Annotated in this window: 23 protein-coding genes; 10 read left to right on the top strand and 13 right to left on the bottom strand. The window is 72.0% G+C overall.

The window, feature by feature from the left end:
- The first annotated feature begins 32 nt into the window (after positions 1–32).
- Positions 33–764: a hypothetical protein gene (locus ABME02_RS00345; RefSeq protein WP_353813276.1), complete on the top strand. Its 732-nt coding sequence runs from the start codon at positions 33–35 to the stop codon at positions 762–764.
- A 96-nt stretch (positions 765–860) separates the two neighbouring features.
- On the opposite strand, the gene ABME02_RS00340 is transcribed toward ABME02_RS00345, so the two are convergent.
- Both ABME02_RS00340 and ABME02_RS00335 read right to left on the bottom strand, forming a co-directional pair.
- Positions 861–1784, bottom strand: coding sequence for an SGNH/GDSL hydrolase family protein (locus ABME02_RS00340; protein WP_353813275.1), 924 nt, complete (start codon positions 1782–1784; stop codon positions 861–863).
- An 8-nt stretch (positions 1785–1792) separates the two neighbouring features.
- Positions 1793–2608, bottom strand: coding sequence for an SGNH/GDSL hydrolase family protein (locus ABME02_RS00335; RefSeq protein ID WP_353813274.1), 816 nt, complete (start codon positions 2606–2608; stop codon positions 1793–1795).
- A 108-nt stretch (positions 2609–2716) separates the two neighbouring features.
- Between ABME02_RS00335 and ABME02_RS00330 the strand changes: the two genes are divergently transcribed.
- From ABME02_RS00330 to ABME02_RS00310, 5 genes are all read left to right on the top strand, one after another.
- Positions 2717–3706: a Gfo/Idh/MocA family protein gene (locus ABME02_RS00330; protein ID WP_353813273.1), complete on the top strand. Its 990-nt coding sequence runs from the start codon at positions 2717–2719 to the stop codon at positions 3704–3706.
- Positions 3707–3731: 25 nt separating this feature from the next.
- Complete coding sequence (locus tag ABME02_RS00325) at positions 3732–4895, top strand: M20/M25/M40 family metallo-hydrolase (RefSeq protein WP_353813272.1); 1164 nt, start codon at positions 3732–3734, stop codon at positions 4893–4895.
- 72 nt (positions 4896–4967) lie between these two features.
- A complete protein-coding gene (locus ABME02_RS00320) occupies positions 4968–6512 on the top strand; it encodes a D-alanyl-D-alanine carboxypeptidase/D-alanyl-D-alanine-endopeptidase (protein ID WP_353813271.1) in 1545 nt (514 codons plus the stop codon).
- Positions 6513–6606: 94 nt separating this feature from the next.
- Positions 6607–7296 (top strand): isochorismatase family protein, encoded by a 690-nt coding sequence (locus tag ABME02_RS00315; protein ID WP_436408221.1) that lies wholly within the window; start codon positions 6607–6609, stop codon positions 7294–7296.
- A complete protein-coding gene (locus ABME02_RS00310; RefSeq protein WP_353813270.1) occupies positions 7293–8063 on the top strand; it encodes an alpha/beta fold hydrolase in 771 nt (256 codons plus the stop codon). Before ABME02_RS00315 ends, ABME02_RS00310 begins: the two co-directional genes overlap by 4 nt.
- 27 nt (positions 8064–8090) lie before the next feature.
- On the opposite strand, the gene ABME02_RS00305 is transcribed toward ABME02_RS00310, so the two are convergent.
- Positions 8091–9026, bottom strand: a complete 936-nt coding sequence (locus ABME02_RS00305) for an AraC-like ligand-binding domain-containing protein (protein ID WP_436408231.1) — start codon at positions 9024–9026, stop codon at positions 8091–8093.
- A 262-nt stretch (positions 9027–9288) separates the two neighbouring features.
- Here ABME02_RS00305 and ABME02_RS00300 point away from each other — a divergent pair, with 262 nt between their 5' ends.
- Positions 9289–10830, top strand: a complete 1542-nt coding sequence (locus tag ABME02_RS00300; RefSeq protein WP_353813268.1) for an APC family permease — start codon at positions 9289–9291, stop codon at positions 10828–10830.
- Here ABME02_RS00300 and ABME02_RS00295 read toward each other — a convergent pair.
- Positions 10827–11402 carry a hypothetical protein gene (locus tag ABME02_RS00295; protein WP_353813267.1) on the bottom strand — a complete coding sequence of 192 codons (576 nt, stop codon included), beginning with the start codon at positions 11400–11402 and terminating at the stop codon, positions 10827–10829. The two genes, ABME02_RS00300 and ABME02_RS00295, sit on opposite strands and share 4 nt — an antisense overlap.
- A 76-nt stretch (positions 11403–11478) precedes the next feature.
- Here ABME02_RS00295 and ABME02_RS00290 point away from each other — a divergent pair, with 76 nt between their 5' ends.
- Both ABME02_RS00290 and ABME02_RS00285 read left to right on the top strand, forming a co-directional pair.
- The gene (locus ABME02_RS00290) at positions 11479–13512 is read left to right on the top strand and encodes a primary-amine oxidase (RefSeq protein ID WP_495532346.1); all 2034 of its coding nucleotides are present in this window, start codon (positions 11479–11481) and stop codon (positions 13510–13512) included.
- A gap of 96 nt (positions 13513–13608) precedes the next feature.
- A complete protein-coding gene (locus tag ABME02_RS00285; RefSeq protein ID WP_353813265.1) occupies positions 13609–14175 on the top strand; it encodes a P-loop nucleotide/nucleoside kinase family protein in 567 nt (188 codons plus the stop codon).
- 87 nt (positions 14176–14262) lie between these two features.
- Here the strand turns inward: ABME02_RS00285 and ABME02_RS00280 are convergent, their stop codons facing one another.
- The 3 genes from ABME02_RS00280 to ABME02_RS00270 form a co-directional block, all read right to left on the bottom strand.
- Positions 14263–15813, bottom strand: a complete 1551-nt coding sequence (locus ABME02_RS00280; protein ID WP_353813264.1) for an adenylate/guanylate cyclase domain-containing protein — start codon at positions 15811–15813, stop codon at positions 14263–14265.
- A 124-nt stretch (positions 15814–15937) separates the two neighbouring features.
- The gene (locus ABME02_RS00275; RefSeq protein WP_353813263.1) at positions 15938–16525 is read right to left on the bottom strand and encodes a TetR/AcrR family transcriptional regulator; all 588 of its coding nucleotides are present in this window, start codon (positions 16523–16525) and stop codon (positions 15938–15940) included.
- 164 nt (positions 16526–16689) lie between these two features.
- Positions 16690–18123, bottom strand: a complete 1434-nt coding sequence (locus tag ABME02_RS00270) for an aldehyde dehydrogenase family protein (RefSeq protein WP_353813262.1) — start codon at positions 18121–18123, stop codon at positions 16690–16692.
- Positions 18124–18247: 124 nt separating this feature from the next.
- Here ABME02_RS00270 and ABME02_RS00265 point away from each other — a divergent pair, with 124 nt between their 5' ends.
- Positions 18248–18892: a MarR family winged helix-turn-helix transcriptional regulator gene (locus ABME02_RS00265; RefSeq protein ID WP_353813261.1), complete on the top strand. Its 645-nt coding sequence runs from the start codon at positions 18248–18250 to the stop codon at positions 18890–18892.
- A 33-nt stretch (positions 18893–18925) separates the two neighbouring features.
- Here ABME02_RS00265 and ABME02_RS00260 read toward each other — a convergent pair whose 3' ends face one another.
- From ABME02_RS00260 to hpaE, 6 genes are all read right to left on the bottom strand, one after another.
- Positions 18926–19090 carry a hypothetical protein gene (locus ABME02_RS00260; RefSeq protein ID WP_154344684.1) on the bottom strand — a complete coding sequence of 55 codons (165 nt, stop codon included), beginning with the start codon at positions 19088–19090 and terminating at the stop codon, positions 18926–18928.
- A gap of 271 nt (positions 19091–19361) precedes the next feature.
- Positions 19362–20240: a glycosyltransferase family 2 protein gene (locus ABME02_RS00255; RefSeq protein ID WP_353813260.1), complete on the bottom strand. Its 879-nt coding sequence runs from the start codon at positions 20238–20240 to the stop codon at positions 19362–19364.
- Positions 20237–21442, bottom strand: a complete 1206-nt coding sequence (locus ABME02_RS00250; protein WP_353813259.1) for an NAD(P)/FAD-dependent oxidoreductase — start codon at positions 21440–21442, stop codon at positions 20237–20239. Before ABME02_RS00250 ends, ABME02_RS00255 begins: the two co-directional genes overlap by 4 nt.
- Positions 21439–21918 carry a sugar 3,4-ketoisomerase gene (locus ABME02_RS00245; protein WP_353813258.1) on the bottom strand — a complete coding sequence of 160 codons (480 nt, stop codon included), beginning with the start codon at positions 21916–21918 and terminating at the stop codon, positions 21439–21441. The genes ABME02_RS00250 and ABME02_RS00245 overlap by 4 nt, the downstream gene beginning before the upstream one ends.
- Before the next feature lie 176 nt (positions 21919–22094).
- Positions 22095–23219 carry a 3,4-dihydroxyphenylacetate 2,3-dioxygenase gene (gene hpaD, locus ABME02_RS00240; protein WP_436408220.1) on the bottom strand — a complete coding sequence of 375 codons (1125 nt, stop codon included), beginning with the start codon at positions 23217–23219 and terminating at the stop codon, positions 22095–22097.
- 76 nt (positions 23220–23295) lie between these two features.
- Positions 23296–24828: a 5-carboxymethyl-2-hydroxymuconate semialdehyde dehydrogenase gene (hpaE, locus tag ABME02_RS00235; RefSeq protein ID WP_353813256.1), complete on the bottom strand. Its 1533-nt coding sequence runs from the start codon at positions 24826–24828 to the stop codon at positions 23296–23298.
- Positions 24829–24830: the final 2 nt, after the last annotated feature.

Here is a 24830-nt window from a genome sequence, read left to right as displayed (position 1 = left end):
GGGCCGCGGCCGAACCGAGGGGGAATCCGCCCATGTCCACGTCCCGTGCACTGCCGTCCGTCCGCCGCGTGCTCGTCGCCGGATCGCTCGTCGTCGCCATCGCCACCGCCGTCGCCGGGATCCTGCTGCAACCCGAGTTCCCCGACGACCCGTCCCGGTACGTCGAGCTCCTCGCCGGCTCGACGTCCGCCGCGATCGGGCTCCAGCTCTTCCTGTGGTCCCAGGTGTTCTGGGCGATCGGCCTGGTCGGGCTCGCGCACGCGGCGAGTCACCGCTCACCCGCGCTCGCCACGCTCGGCGCGGTGTTCAGCGGGCTCGGCGCGTTCGGCCACGCCGCCTACGGCGGGGCGAGCCTCGTCACGCTCGGCATGGCGCGGTACGCCGTCGAGTCGGGCGACCTCGACGCGGCGCAGGCCGCGTTCGCGGCCACGCAGGGCGGCGATTTCATCCCGTACCTCCTCGCCGGGCTCGGCGGCACGGTGCTCGGCGTGATCCTCGTCGCGGTCGCCCTGCTCCGCTCGGCCGTCGCGCCGCGCTGGGTCGCGATCGCGCTGCTCGCCTGGACGGTGACGGAGTTCGTGCTGCCCAACTTCCTCTCCGGCGCCTGGATCGGGTACGCCTCGCTCGTGCTCGGGCTGATCGCGTTCACCGGCGCGGCGGTGGCGGTGCTGCGCGGTGGGTCGGGCGCATGGACGACGGTGCTCGAGGCCGCAGCCGACGATCGAAGCGAGACGCCCTCGGTCGGCGCTGCCGCAGCGCCCTGACCGACCGCTGACTCGGCCCGGCCCGCCCCGATCGGTGCCCGAGCCGGGAATGCGGAGGGCCCGGACGACGTCCGGGCCCTCCGTCCAGGTGGCGGACTACGAGAGCGGAACCGACCGGATCGCCTTCGCGTAGGCGGCGTGCCCGGTGGCGTTCGGGTGGAAGGCGTTGACCGTCGTGGTCGTCAGCCACTTCCAGTCGTTGATCCACGGGCTCGAGCTGCCGATGCCGTGCCCCGCGAAGTCGTCCTCGACGTCGACGAACACGGCACCGGCGGACGTCGCGGCCGCCTCGACCACGTCGTTGAGCTCGACCGTCTCGTCGTTCACCTCGTCGGCCCAGGCGTACTTCGGGTTCACGCCCGAACTGTTCTCCCAGAAGAGCAGCGGGTAGCCGGCGACGATGACCTTCGCGCCCGGTGCCCGCTCCTGGATCCCGTCGACGACCGCGACGATGCTCGCGGTGAACTCCGGAGAGGCCGCGATGGCCGCGCCTGCGGCGATCTTCGACGAGCACGACGAACTCACGAGCACGAAGCAGTTCTGCATCACGTCGGCGAAGCCGACGTCGTTGCCGCCGACGGTGAGCGTGACGAGCTTCGCCGTGGTCGGGATCGCCGCGATCTGCCGGTCGAGCACGTCGACGGTGTCCGTGCCCGAGCAGGCGGGGAACGCGACGAGTGCCTTGTCCGCGTCGCCGTCGAGCAGCTTGGGATAGCTCTTCGAGCTCGTGTAGCACGTCCGTTCGATGTAGCTGCCGGCGCCGACGCCGGCGGCGAACGAGTCGCCGAGTGCGGCGTACTCGAGCTCGGTCGTGCCGCCGCCACCGCCCCCGCTCCCTCCGCCGGGCTTGCCCGGCTTGTCGGGCTTGGCCATGGGGACCGCGGCGTGGGCGGTGTCCGCCGGCCCGGCGAGCGCCGAGCCGAGGAGCAGGGCGAGCGCCGCGAGCAGGCCGGCGGCGAGGAGCGCGACGCGTCGCGCGTGGGCCGGAACGGCGGCATCGTGCCGCGTGTGCGAGGTCATCGTCCGACTCATCCGAGCGTGACGAGGATCGCGTCGCGGTAGACGCCCTGGCCGACCACCGTCGGGTGCAGGAAGGTCAGCGGGTCGAACTGGTCGGCGCCGAGCCACGGGTCGAGATCGCCGACCTGGTGGCCGAGGTAGGCGAGCTCCAAGCTCGTGTAGTGGACGTTCGCGCCGGCGGCGGCCGCCCCGGTCGCCGCGGCGCCGATCTGGGCGTCGAGCGCGAGGGTCGCGGCGTTCACGGTGTCGGTCAGGGCGCTGAACCCGCTCACGAACGGCACCGGGTAGTCGGTCACGACGATGCGCGCGTTGGGTGCGCGCTCGGCGATCGCGAGCAACAGCGCACCGAGCTGCTGACCGATGACTCCGGAGGCGAGGAGCTGCTCCGCCTCGGCGACGGCCATCGCACAGGCGAGTGATTCCGGGTCGGGTGCGCAGATCGCGAAGACCTCGCCGGCGCCGAGGTCGTTGCCCCCGACGGTCAGCGTCACGAGGGTCGTTCCGCGGTTCACCTGCGAGAGTTGCGTCGTCGCGACATCCGAGATCGTCGCACCACTGCACGCGGCCTGGCGGAGGAGGTTGGTCCGCGGAACCGCGTCGAGCAGGACCGGATACGCGGCATCCGACCTGAGGCACGAGTCGAGCGGGATCCCGGCGCCCTGCCCTGCGGCATACGAATCGCCGAGCGCGACGTACCTGTTGACCGGATCGGGTTTGGCGGCGAGGGCGGATGGTGCGGCGCCGAAGAAGACGGCGACGAGGGCGACGGTGGCCCCGGCGATCGAGCCGACGATGCGGCTCCTTCGGTTCGAATGTGCCGACATGGCCGAAACCTAGCGAGATGGCGAGGTTCCCGCATATCCCAGAACAGGTGTCATCTGGACACGCGACTCCGGATCCGCCGGATGGGCGTCGTCGATAGGCTGGCGCGCATGACGGCACGACTGCGATGGGGAATCCTCGCGACCGGCGGCATCGCCCGCCTCTTCACCTCCGACCTCCGACTGAACGGCTTCGACGTCCGGGCCGTGGGGTCCAGGTCGACCGAGTCGGCGCGGGCGTTCGCCGACGAGTACGGCATCGCCACCGCGCACGGCAGCTACGACGCACTGCTCGCCGACCCCGAGGTCGACGCGATCTACGTCGCCACGCCGCATCCGTGGCACGCGGCGTCGGCCCTCGCGGCGATCGAGGCCGGCAAGCACGTCCTCGTCGAGAAGCCGTTCACGCTCAACGAGGCGGAGGCCCGCGTCGTGGCCGATGCGGCCCGCGAACGCGGCGTGCTCGTGCTCGAGGCGATGTGGACGAGGTACCTCCCGCACATGGTGCGCATCCGCGAGGTCATCGCGTCGGGCGCCATCGGCGAGGTGCGCTCGATGATCGCGGACCACACGCAGAAGCTCTCCGACGATCCGGGCCATCGCCTCAACGCCCTCGACCTCGGCGGCGGCGCGCTGCTCGACCTCGGCATCTACCCGGTCTCGTTCGCGTGGGACCTCTTCGGCGCACCGGCCGTCATCCAGTCCACCGCGATCTTCAAGGAGACCGGCGCGGATGCCCAGATCGCCGTGCAGTTCGGCTACGCCGAGGGCCGGATCGCCTCGACGTTCTCCGCGAGCGACGCGCGCGGGCCGAATCGCGCGCTCGTCCTCGGCACCGAGGCGCGCATCGAGATCGACGGGGTCTGGTACACGCCCACGAGCTTCCGCGTCATCGGGCACGACGACACGGTGATCGAGGAGTTCGCCTCCGACGTGAACGGCCGCGGCATGCACTACCAGGCGGCCGCGCTCGAGCAGCTCGTCGCCGACGGTCGGCTCGACGGCGGCGACGTCCTGCCGACCGAGGAGTCCGTCGCGATCATGGGCACGCTCGACCGCATCCGGGCGGAGATCGGCCTGCGCTACCCGGGCGAGGGCTGAGCCGGTCGGCGCGAACGGGAACGAGGTGTCCCTCGACGGTGACGTCGCCGCCCTGGCGCGGCGACTCGTCGTGATCGACGCGACGAACCCGTCGCTGGTCGTCGGCGGTGCGGGGGAGCGCGAGCTCGCGGGCGTCATCGCGACCTGGCTCGACGAACGCGGCTTCGAGGTGCGCCACGTGGGCGCCGACCCCGCGCGCCCGAGCGTCCTCGCTCGCCGGCGCGGTCGAGGCGGCGGCCGGACCCTCCTCCTCGCCGGACACCTCGACACGGTCGGCGGCGCCGGGAGCGGAGCGGACGACGCGTCCGGCGCCGAGCCCGATCGCATCGTGGGCCGCGGCGCGTACGACATGGCCGGTGGGCTCGCCGCGGCGATGATCGCCGCTGCGACGGCACCCGACGACCTCGCCGGCGACATCGTGCTGGCGTTCGCCGCCGACGAGGAGTTCGGCTCGCGCGGGATGGAGGAGCTGCTCGCGGCGATCGATGCGGACGGGCGCTCCGGCCCGGCCCGGCGGCGTCCCGACGGCGCGGTCGTGCTCGAGCCGACGGACCTCCAGGTGACGCTCGCCCATCGCGGCTTCGCCTGGTACCGCGTCGAGTACGACGGCGTGGCGGCGCACGGCTCGCAACCGGGGCTCGGCGTCGATGCGATCGATCGCGCCCTCGACGGGCTGGTCGCCCTGCGAGGACTCGGCGCCGAGCTCGCCGCGCGCCGGGCGCATCCGCTGCTCGGATCGGGGAGCGTGCGCGTGGCCACCGTCGACGGCGGGACGGACGCCGCGACGGTCGCCGACCGCTGCGTCCTGGTGGTCGAGCGGCGTACGCTGCCCGGCGACCCGGACCCGGGCGCCGAGCTCGAGCGCGTGCTCGCGGCATCGGAACCGGGCCGCATCGTGCCGCTCGTGGTGCGGCCCGCCATGGAGGCGTCGGCCGAGGCGCGCATCGCGCGCGCCGTGGTCGGCGCGGTCGAGGGCGTCACGGGCGTACCCGCCGTCCTCCGGGGCGACCCGTGGTGGACCGACGCCGGCCTCATCGCCGAAGCGGGCATCCCCGTCGTGCTCATCGGTCCCGTCGGCGGCGGCGCGCACGCCGACCTGGAGTGGGTCTCGATCGCGTCGCTGCGCACGCTGGCGGGCGTGATCGCGCAGGTCATCCGGGAGTTCTGCTCCGGGGCATCCGCGCCCTGAGCCGGCCTCCGTCGACGCCGCCCGGGCGCCGGCACTCGGGAGGCGCCCGGACGGCGTCCGTACAATGCCCGGGTGAGTGACGAGACGGATGCCGTGGGCGCGACGTCCGCGCAGGGGGAGCCCGCGTCGCCGGGCGACCCCGCGGCGGCCCGATCGCCACGCGACCCGGACGCCGCGACGACGCCCGGCCGGCCACGGGGCATCCGCTCGCTGATCGCCGAGCATCGGGTGCTCGCCGCCGTCGCCGCGGTCGCCGCCGTCGGACTGCTCGGAGGGGCCGTCGCGTTCGCCGCGACCATGACGGGCGGTGAGGCGTCGCCGACGCCGTCGGCCACCCCGACACCGACCCCGACCGACACGCCCACGCCGACCCCCACCGCGACGCCGACCCCGACGCCGGAACCGGCGGCACGCGTGCGCACGTGCTCGGTCGCGGGCCTCGCCGCCGATCCGCGCCTGGCGAACCTCCAGGCGCAGGTCATGAACGCCGAGACAGGGGAGGTGCTCTTGGACCGCGGTGGGCTCGAGGCCTCGCGCACCGCGAGCGTCATGAAGGTCGTCACGGCTGCGGCCGCGCTCGCCGTCTTCTCGCCCGACGACCGCTTCGCGACGACCGTCGTGAAGGGCGCCGAACCGGGCTCGGTCGTGCTCGTCGGCGGCGGCGACCTGACGCTCTCGCGCACCGCGACCGGCAACGAGACCGTCTACCCCGGTGCCGCGCACCTCGACGACCTCGCCGCCCAGGTGCGCGCGGCGTGGGACGCCGATCCGTCGAACCCGCCCCTCACGAAGCTCGTCCTCGACGCGTCGTACTTCGGCGGGGAGACCTGGCATGCGAGCTGGGCGCCGACCGAGCGCGACCTCGGCTACATGCCGGAGATCACCGCGCTCATGGTCGACGGCGACCGCGACGACCCGTACGCGAACACCTCGCGCCGCGGCGCCGACGCGGTCGGTCGCGCGGGCGATGCGTTCGCGGCCGCGCTCGGCGGCGTGTCGGCCATCGAGCGCGGCACCGCCCCCGGCGGCGCGACGGAGCTCGGCCGCGTGTGGTCGCCGACCGTCGCCCAGCTCATCGACAAGTCGCTCGTCGTCTCCGACAACACCGTCGCCGAGATGCTCGCCCGGCAGGTCGCGATCGCCGTCGGCACGGGCAACACGTTCGAGGCGATCGACCCGGCGGTGCGGCAGGCGCTCGAGTCGTACGGGATCGCGCGCGGCGGCATCCACGTCGTCGACGGATCGGGGCTCTCGCCCGACAACGCGGTGCCGCCTGCGTACCTCACGCGGCTGTTCGCGAAGGTCGAGGCGCGCGAGGGGAACCTCGGCGTCATCCGCGACGGGCTTCCGATCGCAGGCCAGCGCGGGTCGCTGTCGTACGCCGACCGGTTCGCCGGCGACAACGCGGCCGCCCACGGCGCGGTGTTCGCCAAGACCGGGTGGATCGACACGGGCTACACCCTCGGGGGCATCATCCACGCCCAGGACGGCACGACCCTCACGTTCGCGATCTACGCGCTCGGCGACGTCTCGCAGATCACGGCCGATGCGAAGGTCGCGATCGACACCCTCACGACCGGCTTCTACCGCTGCGGCGACGAACTCTCGAACGAGTGACCGAGGGCCCGCCGCGACCTCCGCGAATCGCGACAGAATGGAAGCGGCGGCCGGAGGAACCCCGCCCCAGACCCGAGGAGCGAAGGAGCCGATCATGAGTCGGGCCCTGTTCATCATCGACGTGCAGAACGACTTCACCGAGGGCGGCGCCCTCGGCGTCGACGGCGGTGCGGCCGTGGCCGCCGGCATCACGGCGTACCTCGCCGAGCACGGCGAACGCTACGACCTCGTCGTCGCATCCCGCGACTGGCACAACCCGGACGACGACAACGGCGGGCACTTCGCGACGGACGCCGCGCCCGACTTCGTGACCACGTGGCCGCAGCACTGCATGGCCGGCACGCCGGGCGCCGAGTACCACCCCGCGCTCGACACGAGCGGCGTCGACGTGCACATCCGCAAGGGCCAGGGGGTGCCGGCGTACTCGATCTTCGAGGGCACGGATGACTCGGGCGCGTCGATCTCCGAGGTGCTCGAGCACCACGGCATCACCGATGTCGACGTGGCCGGGATCGCGACCGACTACTGCGTTCGTGCGAGTGCGCTCGACGCCATCGAACACGGGCGGCACGTGCGCGTGCTCCGCGACCTGGTGGCGGGCGTCGCGCCGGAGTCGTCCGAGGCCGCGATCGCCGAGCTCGGCCACGCGGGGGCCGCGATCGTGGACTCGTCGGAACTGCCGCCCGGCGAGGTCGTCGAGGCGGAGGAGGCGGCCGACGCGGCCGCGGGCGACGAGGCGGATGCCGCCGGCGCCCCGGCCGACGACGAGGCGGACCGCGCGTGATCGCGCCGAGGTCGTCGGCCCCGGTCCTGCACGCGGAGGCCCCCGACGGCGTGCTCATCGCCTACCGCGTGCACGGCGACGACGCCGAGTCGGGCCGCCCGCCCGTGCTCCTCGTGCACGGCTTCGCGTCGGACTCGACCTTCACGTGGGACGGCACGGGGTGGGTGCGCTCGCTCGTCGAGTCGGGGCGCCGCGTGATCACGACCGACCTCCGGGGGCACGGCTCGAGCGACAAGCCGGCCACGGCCGATGCGTACGCGCCGGACCGGCTCGGTGCCGACCTCGTCGCGGTGCTCGACTCCGCCGGCGCGACACGCTGCGACGCGGTCGGCTACTCCATGGGCAACCGGGTCATCTCCGGACTCTGCGAGCTCGCGCCCGATCGGGTGCGCCGCGTCGTGGTGGGCGGTGCGGGTCCGACGGAGCTCTTCGCGACGTGGGACGTCGAGGATGCGCGCGGGTACCTCGTCGACGGCACGCCACCGCGCAACCCCGTGATCGCCCAGGTGCTCGGTCCGGCGATCCGGGCCGGTGCCGACCGCGACGCGCTCCTCGCGTGCATCGAGGGCGTCTCGGGCGCCCCGCTCGCGATCCCCGGCGGGATCCCGGTGCTGTTCGTCGCCGGCGAGGATGACCCGGTGCCCGTGGGCGTGCAGCAGCTCGCGCTCGACTGGGGGAGCGACCTCATCACGATCCGGGGCCGCGACCACGTCTCGACGCTCACGTCGCGGACGTTCAAGGACGCGGCGATCGACTTCCTCGTCTGACCGGGGCCGCCGGGTGCCGCGCCCGCGTCACGCGGCCGTCGCGCGCGCCCTGACGGCGCTCGGCGGTTCGCCGAACTCGGCGCGGAAGGCGCGACTGAAGTGCGCGGCGTCGGCGAAGCCCCAGCGGCCGGCGACCTGGCCGACCGGGCGGCGTGCCGCGAGCGGGTCCAGCAGCTCACGGCGGCACCGGTCGAGTCGCCGTGATCGGATCCAGCTCGAGACGGTGAGGCCCTCCTCGTGGAAGAGGGCGTGCAGGTGGCGCGTCGAGATGAAGTGCGCCGCGGCGATGCTCGCCGGCGTGAGGTCGGGGTCGCCCAGCCGGTCCTCCAGCCAGGCCTGGATGCCGCGGAGCATGGCCCGGTGGGGGCGATCGGCATCGCGCGCGACATCGAGCTCGCGGGCGTAGAGGGTCGTCACGAGGTCGACGGCGTTGCGGGCGAGCCGGCCGCCGACGGGACCGTCGAGCTGGTCGAGGTCGTCGGCGAGTTCGGCGAGGAACCGCGCGACGACGCGGCCGAGACCCTGGTCCCCCGCGATCCGAGCCGCGGTCATGCCCTGCACGGCACCGGTGGGCAGTTCGAGCATCCGGTGCGGCACCATCAGCACCAGCGTGCTGAAGGCCTCCTCGAACACGAGCGTGTACGGGGAATCGGTGTCGTAGATCGTGAGGTCGCCGGGGCGGAGCACGGCTTCGCGCGAGTCCTGGATGAGCAGGCCCGTCCCCGAGAGCTGGAGTCCGAGCTTGAAGGACCGGTGCTCGGACCGCGCGACGAGTTCGGGCGTGCGGTGGATCTCGTGTCCGGTGGCCGTGACCACCGAGAGGTGGATGTCGTCGCCGACCGAGGCGCGGATCTCGCCGCGGAACGCGTCCGGGTCGTCGGAGCGCACGCGCAGCGGCACGAAGGACTGCGAGGCGAGCGCGCTGAACTCGGCGAAGTCGAGTGGGAGTGCGGAGGCGTCGATGGCGGGCGCGTCCGAGGCGAGCGCGGGGGAGGGGGAGGATCCGTGGGGCACGGGATGCACCTCATCTCTGGGCGGGACGTCGATGTCCGGGTCGAGAGGAAACTCTACGCTCGTTGAGTGAAATTGGACAGGGCGGGTCTGCGGTCGAGGTCAACCGGCATACGCTCTGCGACAAGCCCGGGCCGGCCGCACACGGAACCATGGGCCGGAACCGGGCGATGCCGCCGTGGCTCGCCCTCCGTCGACCAAGGGATCCCCAGCCATGACCTCCTCAACGACGACGACGTCGACGCCCGCGACGACCGGTGCGCTCGGCCACCGGCGCCTCGGCGTGCCATCCGTCACCCTCATGATCATCGCGGCATCGGCGCCGCTCACCGTCGTCGCCGGCGGCGTGACCACGACCTTCGCCGTGACCGGCGTGATCGGGGTGCCGGTCGGCTTCCTCGTGCTCGCCGCGGCGCTCGCGGTGTTCGCCGTCGGCTACGCCGCGATGAGCCGCTACGTCACGAACGCCGGAGCGTTCTACGCCTACATCGCGCAGGGCATCGGGCGCCCGTTCGGCGTGGGCGCCTCGCTCGTCGCGCTGGTGGCGTACAACGCCATGCAGGTCGGCATCTACGGCCTGTTCGGCTTCCAGATGTCGATGTTCCTCGAGGCGAAGCTCGGCATCGTCACGCCGTGGTGGCTCTGGATCTTCGCCTGCATCGTCGTCGTGGGCGCGCTCGGCGTGAACCGCGTCGACCTGTCGGCGAAGGTCCTCGGCATCCTCGTGACCCTCGAGTTCGCGGCGGTGCTCGTGTTCGACCTGGTCGCGTTCGCCGTGGCGCCCGAGGGCGTCAGCACCGCCGCGCTCCAGCCGGCCGCGTTCCTCGTTCCCGGTGTCGGTGCGGTCCTGTCGTTCGGCGTCGCCGCGTTCATGGGCTTCGAGTCGGCGGCGATCTACGGCGAGGAGTCGAAGGACCCGAAGCGCACGGTCGCGCGCGCGACGTACGCCGCCGTGGCGATCATCGGCCTGTTCTACGCGTTCAGCGCGTGGGCGTTCACGGTCGGCGTCGGGCCGTCGCAGATCGTGGAGGCCTCGGCGACCTACGGTCCCGACCTGATGTTCGTCTTCATGGGCGAGCACGCGCCGGTCATCGTGAGCGACCTCATGCAAGTGCTGTTCCTCACGAGCCTCTTCGCGGCGCTGCAGTCCTTCCACAACGCGGTCGCGCGGTACCTCTTCTCGCTCGGGCGCGAGGGCGTGCTGCACCGCAGCCTCGGTTCGGTGCGTGCGGCCTCGCGTGCGCCGTGGGCCGGCTCGGTCGCCCAGAGTGTGATCGCGATCGTGGTCACCCTCGGCTTCGTTGTCGCAGGCGAGGCCATGGGTCTGAAAGCCGACTTCGCGCCCGTCGAGTTCCTCTACCCGGTCCTCACCATGTTCACCTGGCTCACGAACACGGGCGCGATGGGGCTCGTGCTGCTGATGGGCATCATCGCCATCGCGGTCATCGGGTTCTTCCGCCGCGACCGCCGTGGGCTCGGAGCCTGGCAGACGCTCATCGCGCCGGCGATCTCGGCGGTCGTGCTGTTCGCGGTGTTCGTGCTCATCGTCGCGAACTTCAACGTCCTGCTCGGGCAGGCCGAGACCACCGCGGTGACCTTCGTGCTGCCCGCACTGCTCATCGTGCCGGGCATCGCCGGCGTCGTGTGGGGCCTCGTCATCCGTCGCCGGAACCCGGAGCTGTACGCCCGGGTCGGCCACGGCATCGAGGAGGCCGAGGCGGCCGTCGTCGAGGCCCCGGCGCACCGAGGCGTCTAGGCGCCGAGCCCGGTGACGAGGCCGGGCGCGGCCATGGCGGCGAGCATGACGGTCATGCTCGCCGCCGCGACGCCGTGTCCGATCCCGTCGCGGCCGTCGCGCATCGCGCGGGCCGCGACCCACGCCCCGAGCGCGACCACCGTGAGCACGCCGACCGCCTCGCCGGCGAGCAGCGGGCCCGAGTGCCCGTGCGCCGCCGTCGCCGCCTCGACGTCGTGGCGGCCGGCGGCGGCCACGAGCCATCCGGTCGCGATCAGGGACAGGGCGTGGAACAGCTCGCCCAGCGGGCGGCCGCCGACGCAGACCGGCCGGGTGGCTCCTGGCGCGCCCGAGCCGGATCGGCGCGACCGGTCGATGCGCGATCGGAAGCCGATCCCGAGGCTCAGGACGACGAGGATGCCCGCCCACGCGACGCCGGGCAGGATGCCGGCGAACGCGGTGTCGAGCATGGCGGCGAGCATCGCGAGCGCGGCGAAGGCGTCGAGCGCCCGGAGCCGACGACCCCGGGCGAGCGTCGCGCCGGTGCCGGCGAGTGCGCCCGCGAGCATGACTCCGTGTGCGATCTCGGCCATTCGTTCCCCGAATCTTCCCTGTTCCGGCGAGTCCGGTTATATTACTCGACAAACGTAGAGAAAAACGAGGTGCACCATGACGACGATGTCGACCACCCGAGCCGCTGAGCGGCACCAGTCGCCCGATCAAGGCCACTCGGCGGCCGATCCGCTGCGCGGCCTCACGGCCGACGAGATCGACGCGACGCGCGAGATCCTGGCCGAGGCCGGCCTGCTCGCCGAGCAGACCCGCTTCGTCTACGTCGGACTCGACGAGCCGGCCAAGCCCGACATCCTCGCAGGGGTCGAACTGCCCCGCATCGCGCGCGTCCTGCTGCTCGACCGTGCCACGGGGGCGTCCGCCGACGTTCGCGTGTCGATCACCGCGCGCGAGATCGTCGGCCGGACCGAGATCGACGGCGCGAACGGCCAGGTGCCCATCCTCGACGTGGAGTTCGAGGCGATCTACGACCTGCTGGGCGCCGAGCCCGAGTGGCACGAGGCCCTCGCCAAGCGCGGCATCACCCACGAGCAGGTCGCGCTCGCACCGCTCTCCGCGGGGGAGTACGGGTTCGAGGCCGAGCGCGGGCGTCGCGTCATCCGCGTGCTCGCCTTCATGCGGCACGACGAGCAGGACCACTGCTGGGCGCACCCCGTCGACGGCCTCTGCGCCTACGTCGACATGATCGAGGGCCGCATGTTCGAGCTCGTCGACCACAAGGTCTACGAGATCCCGGCGGAGTCGGGGAACTTCGACGACCCCGAGGTGCAGGGCGCGCCCCTCGACACGCTGAAGCCGATCAGCATCACTCAGCCCGAGGGGCCGAGCTTCACCGTCGAGGAGGACCGGGTGAGCTGGGCGAACTGGCGCTTCTCGCTCGCGTTCGATGCGCGCGAGGGGCTCGTGCTCCGCCGCATCCGCTACGTCGACGCCGACCAGGGCGGTGCCGAGCGCGACATCGTCTACCGCGCCTCGATCGCCGAGATGGTCGTGCCCTATGGCGACCCGTCGCCCGCTCGGTTCTGGCAGAACTACTTCGACACCGGCGAGTACGTGTTCGGCCGCTACGCGAACTCGCTGCAGCTCGGCTGCGACTGCCTCGGCGAGATCCACTACTTCGACGCGACGATCGCCGACGAGTTCGGCCACCCCCGCGTCATCCCGAACGCGATCTGCATGCACGAGGAGGACTTCGGCACCCTCTGGAAGCACACCGACATCTACACCGGGTCGAACGAGGTGCGCCGCCAGCGGCGACTCGTGATCAGCTTCTTCACCACGGTCGGCAACTACGACTACGGCTTCTACTGGTACCTCTACCTCGACGGCACCATCGAGTGCGAGGCGAAGCTCACGGGCGTGCTGTTCTCGTCGGCGTACGACCCGGAGGCGGGCGACCACGCGAGCGAGGTCGCGCCCGGCCTGGGGGCGCCGTACCACCAGCACCTGTTCAGCGCCCGGCTCGACATGATGGTCGACGGCGTCGCGAACGCGGTCGAGGAGGTCGACGCGGTGCGCGTGCCGATGGGGGAGGGCAACGCCTACGGCAACGCGTTCACGAAGCGCACGACGCGCCTGCGCACCGAGGCCGAGGGCGCGCGCGACGCCGACCCCGTCGCCGGCCGTGCCTGGCACATCGTCAACACCGAGAAGCAGAATCGTCTCGGTCGCCCCGTCGCCTACGAGCTGCTCGCGCAGGGCTCGCCGACGCTGCTCGCCGACCCCGAGTCGGTCATCGCCAAGCGCGCCGGCTTCACGCGCAAGCACCTCTGGGTCACGCGCTACGACCAGGGCGAGCGCTATCCGGCGGGCGACCTCGTGAACCAGAACCCCGGCGGCGACGGCCTCCCGCGCTACACCGAGGCCGACCGCTCGATCGACGGCGAGGACATCGTGCTCTGGCACACGTTCGGCCCCACGCACTTCCCGCGCGTGGAGGACTGGCCCGTCATGCCCGTCGACTACGCCAAGTTCACGCTGAAGCCCTACGGCTTCTTCGGGCGGAACCCCACCCTCAACGTGCCCTCCTCCGAGTCGCTCGGCATGGCGTGCCACACGGATGCCGCGGCCGGCGGATGCCACTGCGAGGCGGGCGAGTGCACGTGCTCGGGGCACGGGCACGGGGCCTGACGCCCGGGGTGTCGAAGCGGGCGGGCGGATGTCGCGGCGGCGGCATCCGGCGGCGGCGGCGGTGGCGGGCGCGGGCCGCGGGATAGCATCTGCGGAATGGGGAGACGGAACGACCGGTCGAGTTCGAACCCGCCGCGAGTGATCTTCATGTGCGGGCCGGCGGGCGCCGGGAAGTCCACCGTCGCCCGCCGGCTCGAACGGGGAGGGATGGTGCGCCTCTCCTACGACGAGGTGGCGTGGGCCCGGGGAATCCGCTCGATGCCGCTCGCTGACGAGGTCCGCGCCGAGATCGAGCAGGGGCTCAGGGCCCGACTGCTCGAGCTCGTGGATTCAGGAAGGGACGTCGTGCTCGACTTCTCGTTCTGGTCGCGGCGCGCGCGCGAGGAGTATCGCTCGCTGCTCAGGCCGTTCGGCATCGAGCCGGAGACGGTCTACCTCGCCACCGCGAGGGAGGTGGCCCTGGCCCGTGTGCGTAGACGTCGACTCGAGCACGGGGACGACTTCACCTTGTCAGAGGAAGTCGCGACCGCGTACTTCGACCAGTTCGAGCCGCCGACCGCCGACGAGTGTCCACTCGAGGTCATCGGGCGGGGCGCCGACGACTCGAGCGGGCCCGGTCGCAACTCGGGTGGCGCCTCGGCTGCGGGCCGCGACGACGCCTGAGCGATCCGATCCGGCGCGGTCCGGTGTGGCTGAGGAGATCGGGTGACGGTGAACGTCCCGTTGACGTCGCTCCGCTCCTGCACCCGTTCAGGGCTCGGAGAGGGCGTAGGCGGTCACCCGGTCCCGCTTGCCCTTGATCTCCAGGTCGGTCAGCGCCAAGGCGCGCGAGTCGTCGACGCCGTCGAACGCCCGGTAGGTCTCGGCGCTCATGAGGATGGGCGCGCCGGCATCCTTGGTCTTCTCCTCCAACCGAGCGGCCAGGTTCACGGCATCGCCCATCACTGTGTACTCGATGCGCTCCCTGCCGCCGATGTTGCCGGCGATGACCGGTCCGGTCGCGATCCCGATCCCCGACCGGAGTATCGGGAGGCGGTCGACGGCCTCCTCGTCGTTGAACGCTGCCAGGGCTCGACGCATCCCGACGGCCGTCCGCACCGCTCGGCCGGCATGATCGGCCATGGGGTTGAGGGGGGTGCCGAAGACCCCCAGGATCGAGTCCCCTCCGAAGCGGGTGACCACACCCCCGTGGTCGACGATGACCGACACCATGGCCGTCATGTAGCGGTTGATCACCTCGACCAGTTGCTCGGGCGGCATCTGCTCGCTGAGCGTCGTGAAGTCGCGGATGTCGGAGAAGATCACCGAGCACTCGACGAGCGTGCCGCCGAGGCCGGCCCCGGTCTCCACGGCCGCCTGAGCCACCTCGGCGCTCACGTAGAGGCCGAAGAGCTCCCGGAGCCGCTCGCCCTGGCGCAACCCGTCCGTCATGTCGTTGAATCGCTCGCCGAGGTATCCGAGCTCGTCGTTGGTGGTCACGACGGTTCTCGCGTCGAGGTCGCGGTCCTCCACGCGCCCCATCGCCGCCTGCAGGGCCTCGAGCGGACCCATGATGGCCCGCGCGACGAGCGCGGCCGTGATGACCCCCGTGACCAGGCCGACGCCGAGGATGAACAGTTGCATCAGGATGAGGTTGTCCACGATCGCCCGCGGATTCTCGGCGTCGAGCACGGCTCGGGTCCGCACCTGCGACAGGACCACGAGCAGGGTCGGCGTGAGCCCGCCGATGAGTGCGAAGGCCACCAGCAAGCGCCTCCGCACGAGGAGGCGGAAGGCCGGGACGGCGCTCAGGTCGCCGTCGGGGAAGAAGGTGGGGATCTGCTGTCGCCAGATCAGGTCGGTCCCGAAGTAGACGATGGTCGTCCCGACGGCGCCGCCGATGGCGATGCCGACGAAGTTGCCCGGGTCGCCGTACAGGATCGAGAAGAACACCGCCACGACGAGGCTGCCCGCGGCGACGAGCGAAGCGCCGATGAGGGGCCAGATGAGGACCAGGCGCGCGACGTTCGGCGGCATCTCCGAGGCGGGCGTGCCGTCCTCGATCAAGCGCAGCCATCTCCGGATCGGTCGCCCGAGCCAGATGACCATCGCGATCGCGCCGACGAGGACCACGACTCCCACGACGGCGAAGGTCAGGATCCCGTCGCTGTCGAGCGAGCGGACCGCCGATTCGTCCACCGGTATCGGATCGATGAGCGAGAAGTAGAGGAACACGATCAGGGCGCCGAAGACGGTCGCGCCTGTGAAGAGCGTCGCGACCCTGCGGGAGATCTCTCGTGACGTCGGTTGTGAGGTGCTCACGGCGCATGTCCCCTTCCGCAGCCGGGTACCCGGTGGGCTGGTTCGGTGTCAGCGTAGTCCGCGGCCTCGACGCCGGTAGCGGCGACCGGGTCGGGGTGTGCGCGGTATCCGTCGTCGTCGGCGCTCAGCGCAGCAGGTCGAGGTACCCGTCGAGCAATCGTGTCAGCCGGTCGGCGGCGGCGCTCGCCGGAGCGACGACGGCGATGACCTGCACGCCGTCGAGCATCGCCATGAAGTGGTCGACGACGACCGGGATGTCGACGTCGTCGCGGATCTCGCCGAGGCGCTTCGCGTCGTCGAGGTGCCCGCCGATCTCGACGCGCCACTGGTCCATGGTGCGCTCGTGCAGCGCCAGCAGCTCGGGCTCGTTGGCCGCGTACTCCCAGAACGGGATGACGATGCGCGCCTCGAGGATCCGCTCGTCGTCGAGGGGGAAGATCTGCAGCATCAGCTCGCGGAGGGCCGCCATGCCCTCGAGGTCGGCGCGCACGGCCGCGAAGCGCTCGTTCGTGGCGGCGAACACGTGCTCGAACGTCGCCCCGATCAGCTCCTCCTTGTTGCGGAAGTAGGGGAAGAGCCCGCCGTTCGCGACGCCGGACGCCTTGGCGATCTCGCGCATCGTGGTCGCGCGGAAGCCCTTCTCCGCGATGAGGCGCCAGGTCGCGTGCACGATCTCGAGGCGGCGCGCGTCGTGGTCGACGATCTTCGGCATGGTCCCCTCTCGCGACGCCGCGGCGTCGGGGTCAACGATACGCGTCGCGCCCCTCCGACCCGAGGCGCGGCGCCGCCGCGGCGCAGCCACGGCACGGCGAGGGGCCGGAAGCGCGATCGCGCTCCCGGCCCGTCCCCTGCCCGCCCCCGCGGACGTTCCGCGGGTCAGCCGTTGACGACCTGCGGCACGCCGAGCGCCTTGAGGCCCTCGACGCCGAACTCGAGCCCGTAGCCGGACTGCTTCGCGCCGCCGAACGGCGCCATCGGGTGGACCGCGCCGTGCGCGTTGATCCACACCGTGCCGGCCTCGAGGCGTGCGGCGATGCGGCGCGCCTCGTCGCGATCGGTCGACCACACCGAAGCGCCGAGCCCGACCTCGACCCCGTTCGCCATCGCGATCGCCTCGTCGAGGTCGTGGTAGCGGATGATCGGCAGCGCGGGACCGAACTGCTCCTCCTGCACGAGCGGGGCGCGGTCGTCGATGTCGGCCACCAGCGTCGTCGGGTAGAAGTTGCCGGGCTGCGTGCGATCCGGGTCGCCCCCGAGCAGGACGCGTGCCCCGCCGGCCTTCGCCGACTCCACGAGCCCGTCGACGATGTCGAACTGCTGCCGGTTCTGCAGCGGCCCGAGCACGTTCGCCTCGTCGAGCCCGACGCCCATCGGCATCGCGCCGGCGATGTCGACGAGCGCCTCGCACACGGCGTCGTAGACGGTGTCGTGCACGTACAGGCGCTTCAGCGCCGCGCAGGTCTGGCCGGTGTTGATGAACGCGCCCCAGAAGACGCCCTCGGCGATCGCCCTCGGGTCGACGTCCGGGAGCACGATGCCGGCGTCGTTGCCGCCGAGCTCGAGCGTGAGGCGCTTCACCGTGTCGGCCGAGCTGCGGATGATCGCCTTGCCGGTCGCCGTCGAGCCCGTGAACATTACCTTGCCGACGGCCGGGTGCGACGCCAGCGCGGCGCCGACGTCGCGGCCCCCGGAGACGACCTGGACGACGCCCTCGGGCAGCACGCGGTTGATGACCTCGATGAGCGCGAGCACGCTGAGCGGCGTGTACTCCGAGGGCTTCACCACGACGGTGTTGCCCATGCGCAGCGCGGGCGCGACCTGCCAGACGGTGATCATCTGCGGCCAGTTCCACGGACCGATCGCACCGACGACGCCGATCGGCCGGTAGTGGAGCTCGGCGCGCGTCTCGCCGTCGTCGACGACGACCTCCGCCTCGAGCGGGGTCGCCGCGGCAGCCCGCATCCAACCGGATGCCGCGCCGACCTCGAATCGCGCGTTGGGACCGTTCAACGGCTTGCCCTGCTCGCGCGACAGCACGTGCGCGAGGGCCTCCGCCTCGGCGTCGATGGCGTCGGCGGCGAGCATGAGCAGCTCGCTCCGACGCTCGTGCCCGAGCGCCACCCAGGCGGGCTGCGCGTCCTTCGCGCGGGCGATCGCCCGCTCGAGGTCCTCGACGGTGTGCACCGGGGCGTGTCCGACGAGACCGCCCGTCGCCGGGTCGAGGATCTCGCGGCGTTCGCCGTGCTGGGGCGTGATCTCGGCGAGCAGATCGGGGCGCGTGTCCTCGAGGACTGGGATCGGGCTGTTCATGGCACCTCCACGTTGAGTCGGGGTTCCACGGTAGGCAGCGGCCCGGTCGGCGCCGTTGCCCGTGCGCGCGGCGCGCTTGGACGTGGGCGCACGAACCGCGCGGGGCCGGGGCTAGGGTGTCAGGGTGTCCAGTCGTCCCAGCGGATTCGAGTCGAGCGGCTACTGGTACGGGCCGGACGACACCCGGCTCGGCAGCGTCGACGTGCTCAACCTGCTCCGGCGGTACCGGTCGGCCGACCAGGAGATGCGTCGGCGGACCCGCGACTCGATGGGCATGGGCGAGACCGACCTGCTCGCCCTGCGGTACGTGCTTCGCGCCGAGCGCGACGGTGAGATGCTCACCCCCGGGGCGCTGGCGAAGCTGCTCGGCATCTCGACCGCGTCGACGACCGTGCTCATCGATCGGCTGGAGCGCAGCGGGCACCTCGTGCGACGGCCGCACCCGACGGATCGTCGTTCGCTCGTGGTCGCGAGCACGACCGACAGCGACGCGGAGGTGCGAGCCACGCTCGGCCGGATGCACCAGGCGATGATCGCGGTCGCGGACGGGCTCGACCAACGGGAGCTGGCCGTGGTCGCGCGGTTCCTCGCCGGGATGATCGAGGCCCTGGAACTCGTCGACCCGCACGACGAGGCGGAGGGCGCCGCCGAGCAGTCGGGGACGTCCGGCGAGTCGGCCGACGGTGCGGCTGCAGCGCCGCCCGGGAACGACGACGCCGCCCGGCACCGGGACGGTGCGGGCGGCGGGTCGGCTTGGGACGAAGCCTGAGCGCCGGACCGCTCACGCGGTCCGGCGCCGGGATCAGACGCTCCGGTTGCCGGTGAGCATCCGGACGAGCCAGACGATCACCGCAAGCACGAGCAGGACGATGCCGACCCAGAGCAGGAAGTTCAGCGACTGCACGAAGCCGCCGGTGAACAGCAGGATGATGGCGATGATGCCGACGATGATGAGCAGGGTGTTCACGGAAGTGCCTTTCTGATGGGCGATGACGCCGTGCGGCGCACGACGGGTCGGGAACCCTCGGGCCCCGGGGAGCTGCAGCTCCCCGGGGTCGTCCCCCCGGTTGTGATCGCCCGCGAAGCGGTCGTTCCCTTGTCCGCGATCACATGACCAGCATTCCGCGGAAATCAGAGGGACGTCCAGCCATTCCCGAGGGGGCCGGAATCCGCTATTGTTCGCGCGGCCGATAGGTCTCCAGGGCCGCGACGGCGACGCCATCGTCGCTCGGCGGGGCTCAGAGCCCCAGTCGGCGGAAGGCGCGCTTCACGCTCCCGGGGAGGCGCCGCCCGTAGACCCGCCGCATCAGGTAGCCGGCCAGTACCGCCTTCCGGCCGGCCGGAAGCGAGCTCCGCCGGATCTCCGCGACCCCTGACCTCCGGAGTGCCGCGACCTGGTCGAGGTCGTGCGGCCACGTCTTCGACAGGCTGCCGGACGTGTAGTACTTCGTGCAGAGCACCTCGGGGACCCGGACGAACCCGCCGACGAGGGACAGGCCGAGCAGCCACGTCCAATCGGCCGAATACTCGCCCTGCTCGTTCGGGTGGATGCCGCCGACCTCGCGGAAGGCCGTCGTCCGGAAGAGCCCGCGATTCGGCACCCACCAGAAGCCCGGCCTGCGCACCATGACCCGGCCGCGCTCGACGGGCGTCCGGAGCCCGTCGAGCTCGTCGAACACGTGCAACTCGACGTGGCCGTCGAGTTCGTGCACGCGCATGTCGCTGAACGCGAGCACGGCGTCATCGGCCGCCGCGAGTGCGCCGACGAGCCGTTCGACGTAGGTCGGTGCGACGACGTCGTCGTGGAACGCGAAGAACTGCAGTTCGCCGGCGGCCCGCTCCATGAGGTCGTTGGAGTTGCGGAGCCATCCGAGGTTCCGGTCCCGCTCGACGATCCGCGTGTGCGGATGCCGCTCGGCGAAGCGGCGCACGACCTCGAGCGTGTCGTCCGTCGACCGGTCGTCGCCGATCAGGATCTCGAGGTTCGGCCAGGTCTGGGCCGCGAGGCTGTCGAGCGTGCGCTCGATGAAGCTCGCGCCGTTGTAGGTCGGCACGAGTGCCGTCACGAGCGGGTTCCATGCGCCGCCGGCATCCGCCGGAACGTTCGGCCGGCTCATCCGGCGATCTCCTCGGCGAGGTTCCGGGCGCTCCACGGGGCGGTCGAGTACTTTCCGGTGTCGACCGAACGGTAGGCGCCGCGTCGCCTCACCCCGAACCGGTCGCGTCGGTGCAGGTCGGACCGCGGGTCGTCGAGCGTGCCACGGCCCTGGGCGAACACGAACCCGCCGTGGACGAGGGTCTCCTCGGCGTCGTCGAGGACGGGGCCGATGCCGGGGATGAGCCGGCCGAGCGCGGACCGGACGCGGTCGACGAACGCGGTGGCGTCGTCGCCGGCCGGCGTCTCGGGCGCGGCGAGCTCGAGGTCGCCGCTCTCGGCGACGAGGCCCTCGGGGTACCAGGACAGGTAGAAATCGCGGTCGGTGTAGCTCTTGACGTCGCCGAACGGGCCGACGGCGACGAGCGCGCTCGAGACGGCGTGCGGCGTGCGCGTCCTGACGAACGCGCACAACCGGTACCGGTGGGTCCAGGGCGGCTCGGGGGCGAGGCCCGCCGCGACGTCGATCGGCAACCGGCCGTTCCAGAGGGCGTTGACGACCGCGTCGGCGACCTCGTGGTCGCCGTCCTCAGTGCGCACGCGCCACCTGCCGTCCTCGTCGCGCAGCGGCTCGGCGCCGACCACCGTCGTGCCGGCACGGAGGGTGACGCGGGGTTCGGCGTCGACGGCCCCGGCGAGCCGGTCTGCGAACCACCTGGTGTCCACGGACCGCTCGGGCACGCGGAAGCCGGCGACGATGTCGTCGCCGGCGATGGCTGCGAGCTCGTCGGGCGCGAGCTCGGCGACTCGGGCATCCGAGACGTCGACGAGGTAGCGGGACGCGTCAGGGTGCGCGCGCACCAGCCCGCCGATCGCCTCGAACTTGCGCCGCATCGTCTCGACGTCGACGACCGAGTCGCGGTGCAGGAGGTAGAGGTCGTCTCCGCGTGTGACATGCCCGTCGAGCCCCGTGCCGATGAGATCACGGGCCCGGTCGCCGAACAGGAGGCTGCCGGGGAGGATGTGCTCGGCGGTCGCGGTCGTCGGATCGGCGCCGTAGAGGAACCCGAGGTGGATCTTGCCCTCGTTCCACCGGCTGGTGGCCGACATCGGCGCGGGCTCCCGGTCGATGAGGGTCACGTCGAGTCCGCGGCGCGCGAGCTCGATGGCCGTCGCGCTGCCCATGATTCCGGCCCCGAGTACGGCGACGCGGCGTCGCCTCACGAGGCGCCCCCGCCGGCGCCTCGGTCGCCGGTGCCGCGGTCGTGGTCCATGTACTCGCCGCGGTCGTAGCCGCCGTCGGCGAAGACGATGAGCGTCGCGCCGTCGACGAGGTAGGTCTGCTGCGCCCAGACGCCCGGTTCGACGAGCACGGCGGGGCGCTCCTCGTCGAGCGTGAGTCGCGTCGTGGCGCCGCGGTGGCGGAACTCCACCTCGATGCGCCCGCTCGCCCGGAAGAACAGCTGGCGGACGTCGCGGTGCGCGTGGCCCCCGCGGACGGCGCCTCCCGGTGCGCTCACCACGAAGACGCGCGCGAGGGCGAAGCCGAGTTCCCCGAGCTGCAGCGGCGTCAGCACCCCGCGGTCGTCCGAGAACCGTTCCGGTATCAGCGGGCGCACCGCGCCGTCGAGGATCGACTCGGCCGCCGCGCCCGCTGGAATGCTCGCGCCGACGTCGACCGACTCGGGAACAGGTGCCATGCGCTCCTCCACGGGCGGGACCGTGCCGGTCCCGGGCGTGCGCCCGGACCGGGCCTCAGGGCACCGACGATATCCGGTCGTGCGTCGCCGGGACAACGACCGGATCGACGACGGGGGCGTCGCCCCGCGAGCCGCGTCGGCGGGAGGCGTCGACCACGACGCATCCCGCCTCGCGATCAGAGCGTGTGGCCGAGCTTGAAGCCCTTCTCCTCGTCGCCCTTGCGCGTGTACGAGAACCCGTCCGCGCCGATCGTGACCGCCATCTCGGAGTCGTCCGTGCGAGCGACGACGGGCTTCGGGTTCCCGTCGAGGTCGAGCACGAGCGAGGCCTCGGTGTACCACGACGGCACGACGGGGTTGCCCCACCAGTCGCGGCGCTGGTTGTCGTGCACGTCCCACGTGACCACGGGGTTGTCGGGGTCGCCCGTGTAGTAGTCCTGCGTGTAGATCTCGACGCGGTGGCCGTCGGGGTCGCGCAGGTAGAGGTAGAACGCGTTCGAGACGCCGTGGCGGCCGGGCCCGCGCTCGATCGCGTCCGACATCCGCAGGGCGCCGAGCTTGTCGCAGATCGCGAGGATGTTGTGCTTCTCGTGCGTCGAGAACGCGACGTGGTGCATGCGCGGGCCGTCGCCGCCGGTCATGGCGGTGTCGTGCACGGTGGGCTTGCGCCGCATCCACGCCGCGTAGACGGTCCCCGACTCGTCCTGGATGTCCTCGGTCACGCGGAAGCCGAGGTCCTGCATGAACGCGACCGCGCGCGGCACGTCGGGCGTGACCTGGTTGAAGTGGTCGAGGCGCACGAGCGCGCCGGGCGTGTACAGGTCGTAGCGCCAGGCGAGGCGCTCGACGTGGTCGACGTCGTGGAAGAACTCGTACGGGAAGCCCAGGGGGTCCTCGACGCGGACGGACTCGCCGATGCCCTTGGTCCAGCCCTCGGTGCGGCGCTCGACGCGGCATCCGAGCTCCGTGTAGAACGCGACCGCCTTGTCGAGGTCCTCCGGCGTGCGCACGCGGTAGCTGAACGCGGCGACCGCCGCGACGGGGCCCTTGCGGAGCACGAGGTTGTGGTGGATGAACTCCTCGAGCGAGCGGAGGTAGACGGTCTCCTCGTCCTCCTCGGTCACCGTGAGCCCGAGGACCTCGACGTAGAAGTTCCGGCTGGCCTCGAGGTCGGTGACCACGAGCTCCATGTACGCGCAGCGCAGGATGTCGGGCGCGGGCGCCGAGGGCGTGGGGATCGGGTTCCCGGAGTGGATCGGCGCCTCCTGGGAGACGTAGAAGCCCGAGGAGGTGAGGGTCATGCCATCACGGTGCGATGAGGGGGTGCGGTCGGTCATGTCAGCGTCCTTGCGTGAGATGGGTCGGTGGGATGGCGCGTCAGCGCGGGTCGGGATCGTCGAGGTCGGTCTCGTGGTGCTCCTGCTTGCCGAACGTCGGGTTGTGCACGGCCCCGAGGGTGATGTGCACCGCCTGCTGGTCGGTGTAGAAGTCGATCGAGCGGTAGCCGCCCTCGTGGCCGAGGCCGGAGGCCTTCACACCGCCGAACGGGGTGCGGAGGTCGCGGACGTTGTTGGAGTTCAGCCAGACCATGCCGGCCTCGACGGCCTGCGAGAAGTTGTGCGCCCGCTTGAGGTCGTTCGTCCAGATGTAGGCGGCGAGGCCGTACTTCACGCCGTTCGCGAGCTCGAGGGCCTCCTCGTCGGTGTCGAACGGCGTGATCGCGACGACGGGGCCGAAGATCTCCTCCTGGAAGATCCGGGCGTCCTTCGCGACATCCGCGAAGACCGTCGGGGTGACGTAGTTGCCCGTCGGCAGGCCCTCGGGGCGACCGCCGCCGGCGACGAGCCGGCCCTCGCCCTTCCCGATCTCGACGTAGCTCATGACCTTGTCGTAGTGCTCGGGGTGCACGAGCGCGCCGACCTCGGTCGCGGGGTCGTGCGGGTCGCCGACGACGACGCGCTTCGCCTGCGCCGCGTACTTCTCGACGAACTCGTCGTAGATCGGCCGCTCGACGAGGATGCGGCTGCCGGCCGTGCAGCGCTCGCCGTTCAGCGAGAAGACGCCGAAGATCGTCGCGTCGACCGCGGCGTCGAGGTCGGCGTCGGCGAAGACCACGGCCGGGCTCTTGCCGCCGAGCTCCATCGACAGGCCCTTGAGGAAGGGCGCGGCGTTGCCGAAGATGATCTGCCCGGTGCGGCTCTCGCCCGTGAACGAGATGAGCGGCACGTCGGGGTGCTTCACGAGCGCGTCGCCCGCCTCCTCGCCGAGCCCGTTCACGAGGTTGAAGACGCCCTGCGGCAGCCCGGCCTCCTCGAAGATCTCGGCCCACAGGGACGCGGACAGCGGCGTGAACTCGGCCGGCTTCAGCACGACGGTGTTGCCGGTCGCGATCGCCGGGGCGAGCTTCCACGACTCGAGCATGAACGGCGTGTTCCACGGCGTGATGAGGCCGGCGACGCCGATCGGCTTGCGGTTGACGTAGTTCACCTGGCGCCCGGGCACCTTGTAGGTGTCGTCGGCCTGCGCGACGATCAGGTCGGCGAAGAAGCGGAAGTTCTCGGCCGCGCGGCGGGCCTGGCCGAGCGCCTGCGTGATCGGCAGGCCCGTGTCGAACGTCTCGAGCTCCGCCAGGCGCGCGTCGCGCGACTCGACGAGGTCGGCGATCCGGTGCAGCACGCGCGAGCGCTCGCGCGGCAGCATCCGCGGCCAGGGGCCGTCGGCGAAGGCGCGACGCGCGGCGACGACGGCGCGGTCGATGTCGGCCTGCTGGCCGGCGGCGGCCTGCACGTAGGTCTCGTTCGACACCGGGTCGAGCACGTCGAACGTCTCGCCGCCGATCGAGTCGACGAACTCGCCGTCGATGTAGTGGCGGATGCGGTCGGGCAGGCCCTCGGGGATGTGCTGGGTCATGT

The organism is Agromyces zhanjiangensis (assembly GCF_040496055.1).
In the GTDB taxonomy this organism is placed as follows: Bacteria; Actinomycetota; Actinomycetes; order Actinomycetales; family Microbacteriaceae; genus Agromyces; species Agromyces zhanjiangensis.
Note: the sequence above shows the minus strand (reverse complement) of the source record. Positions and strands in the feature narration are given on the sequence as shown.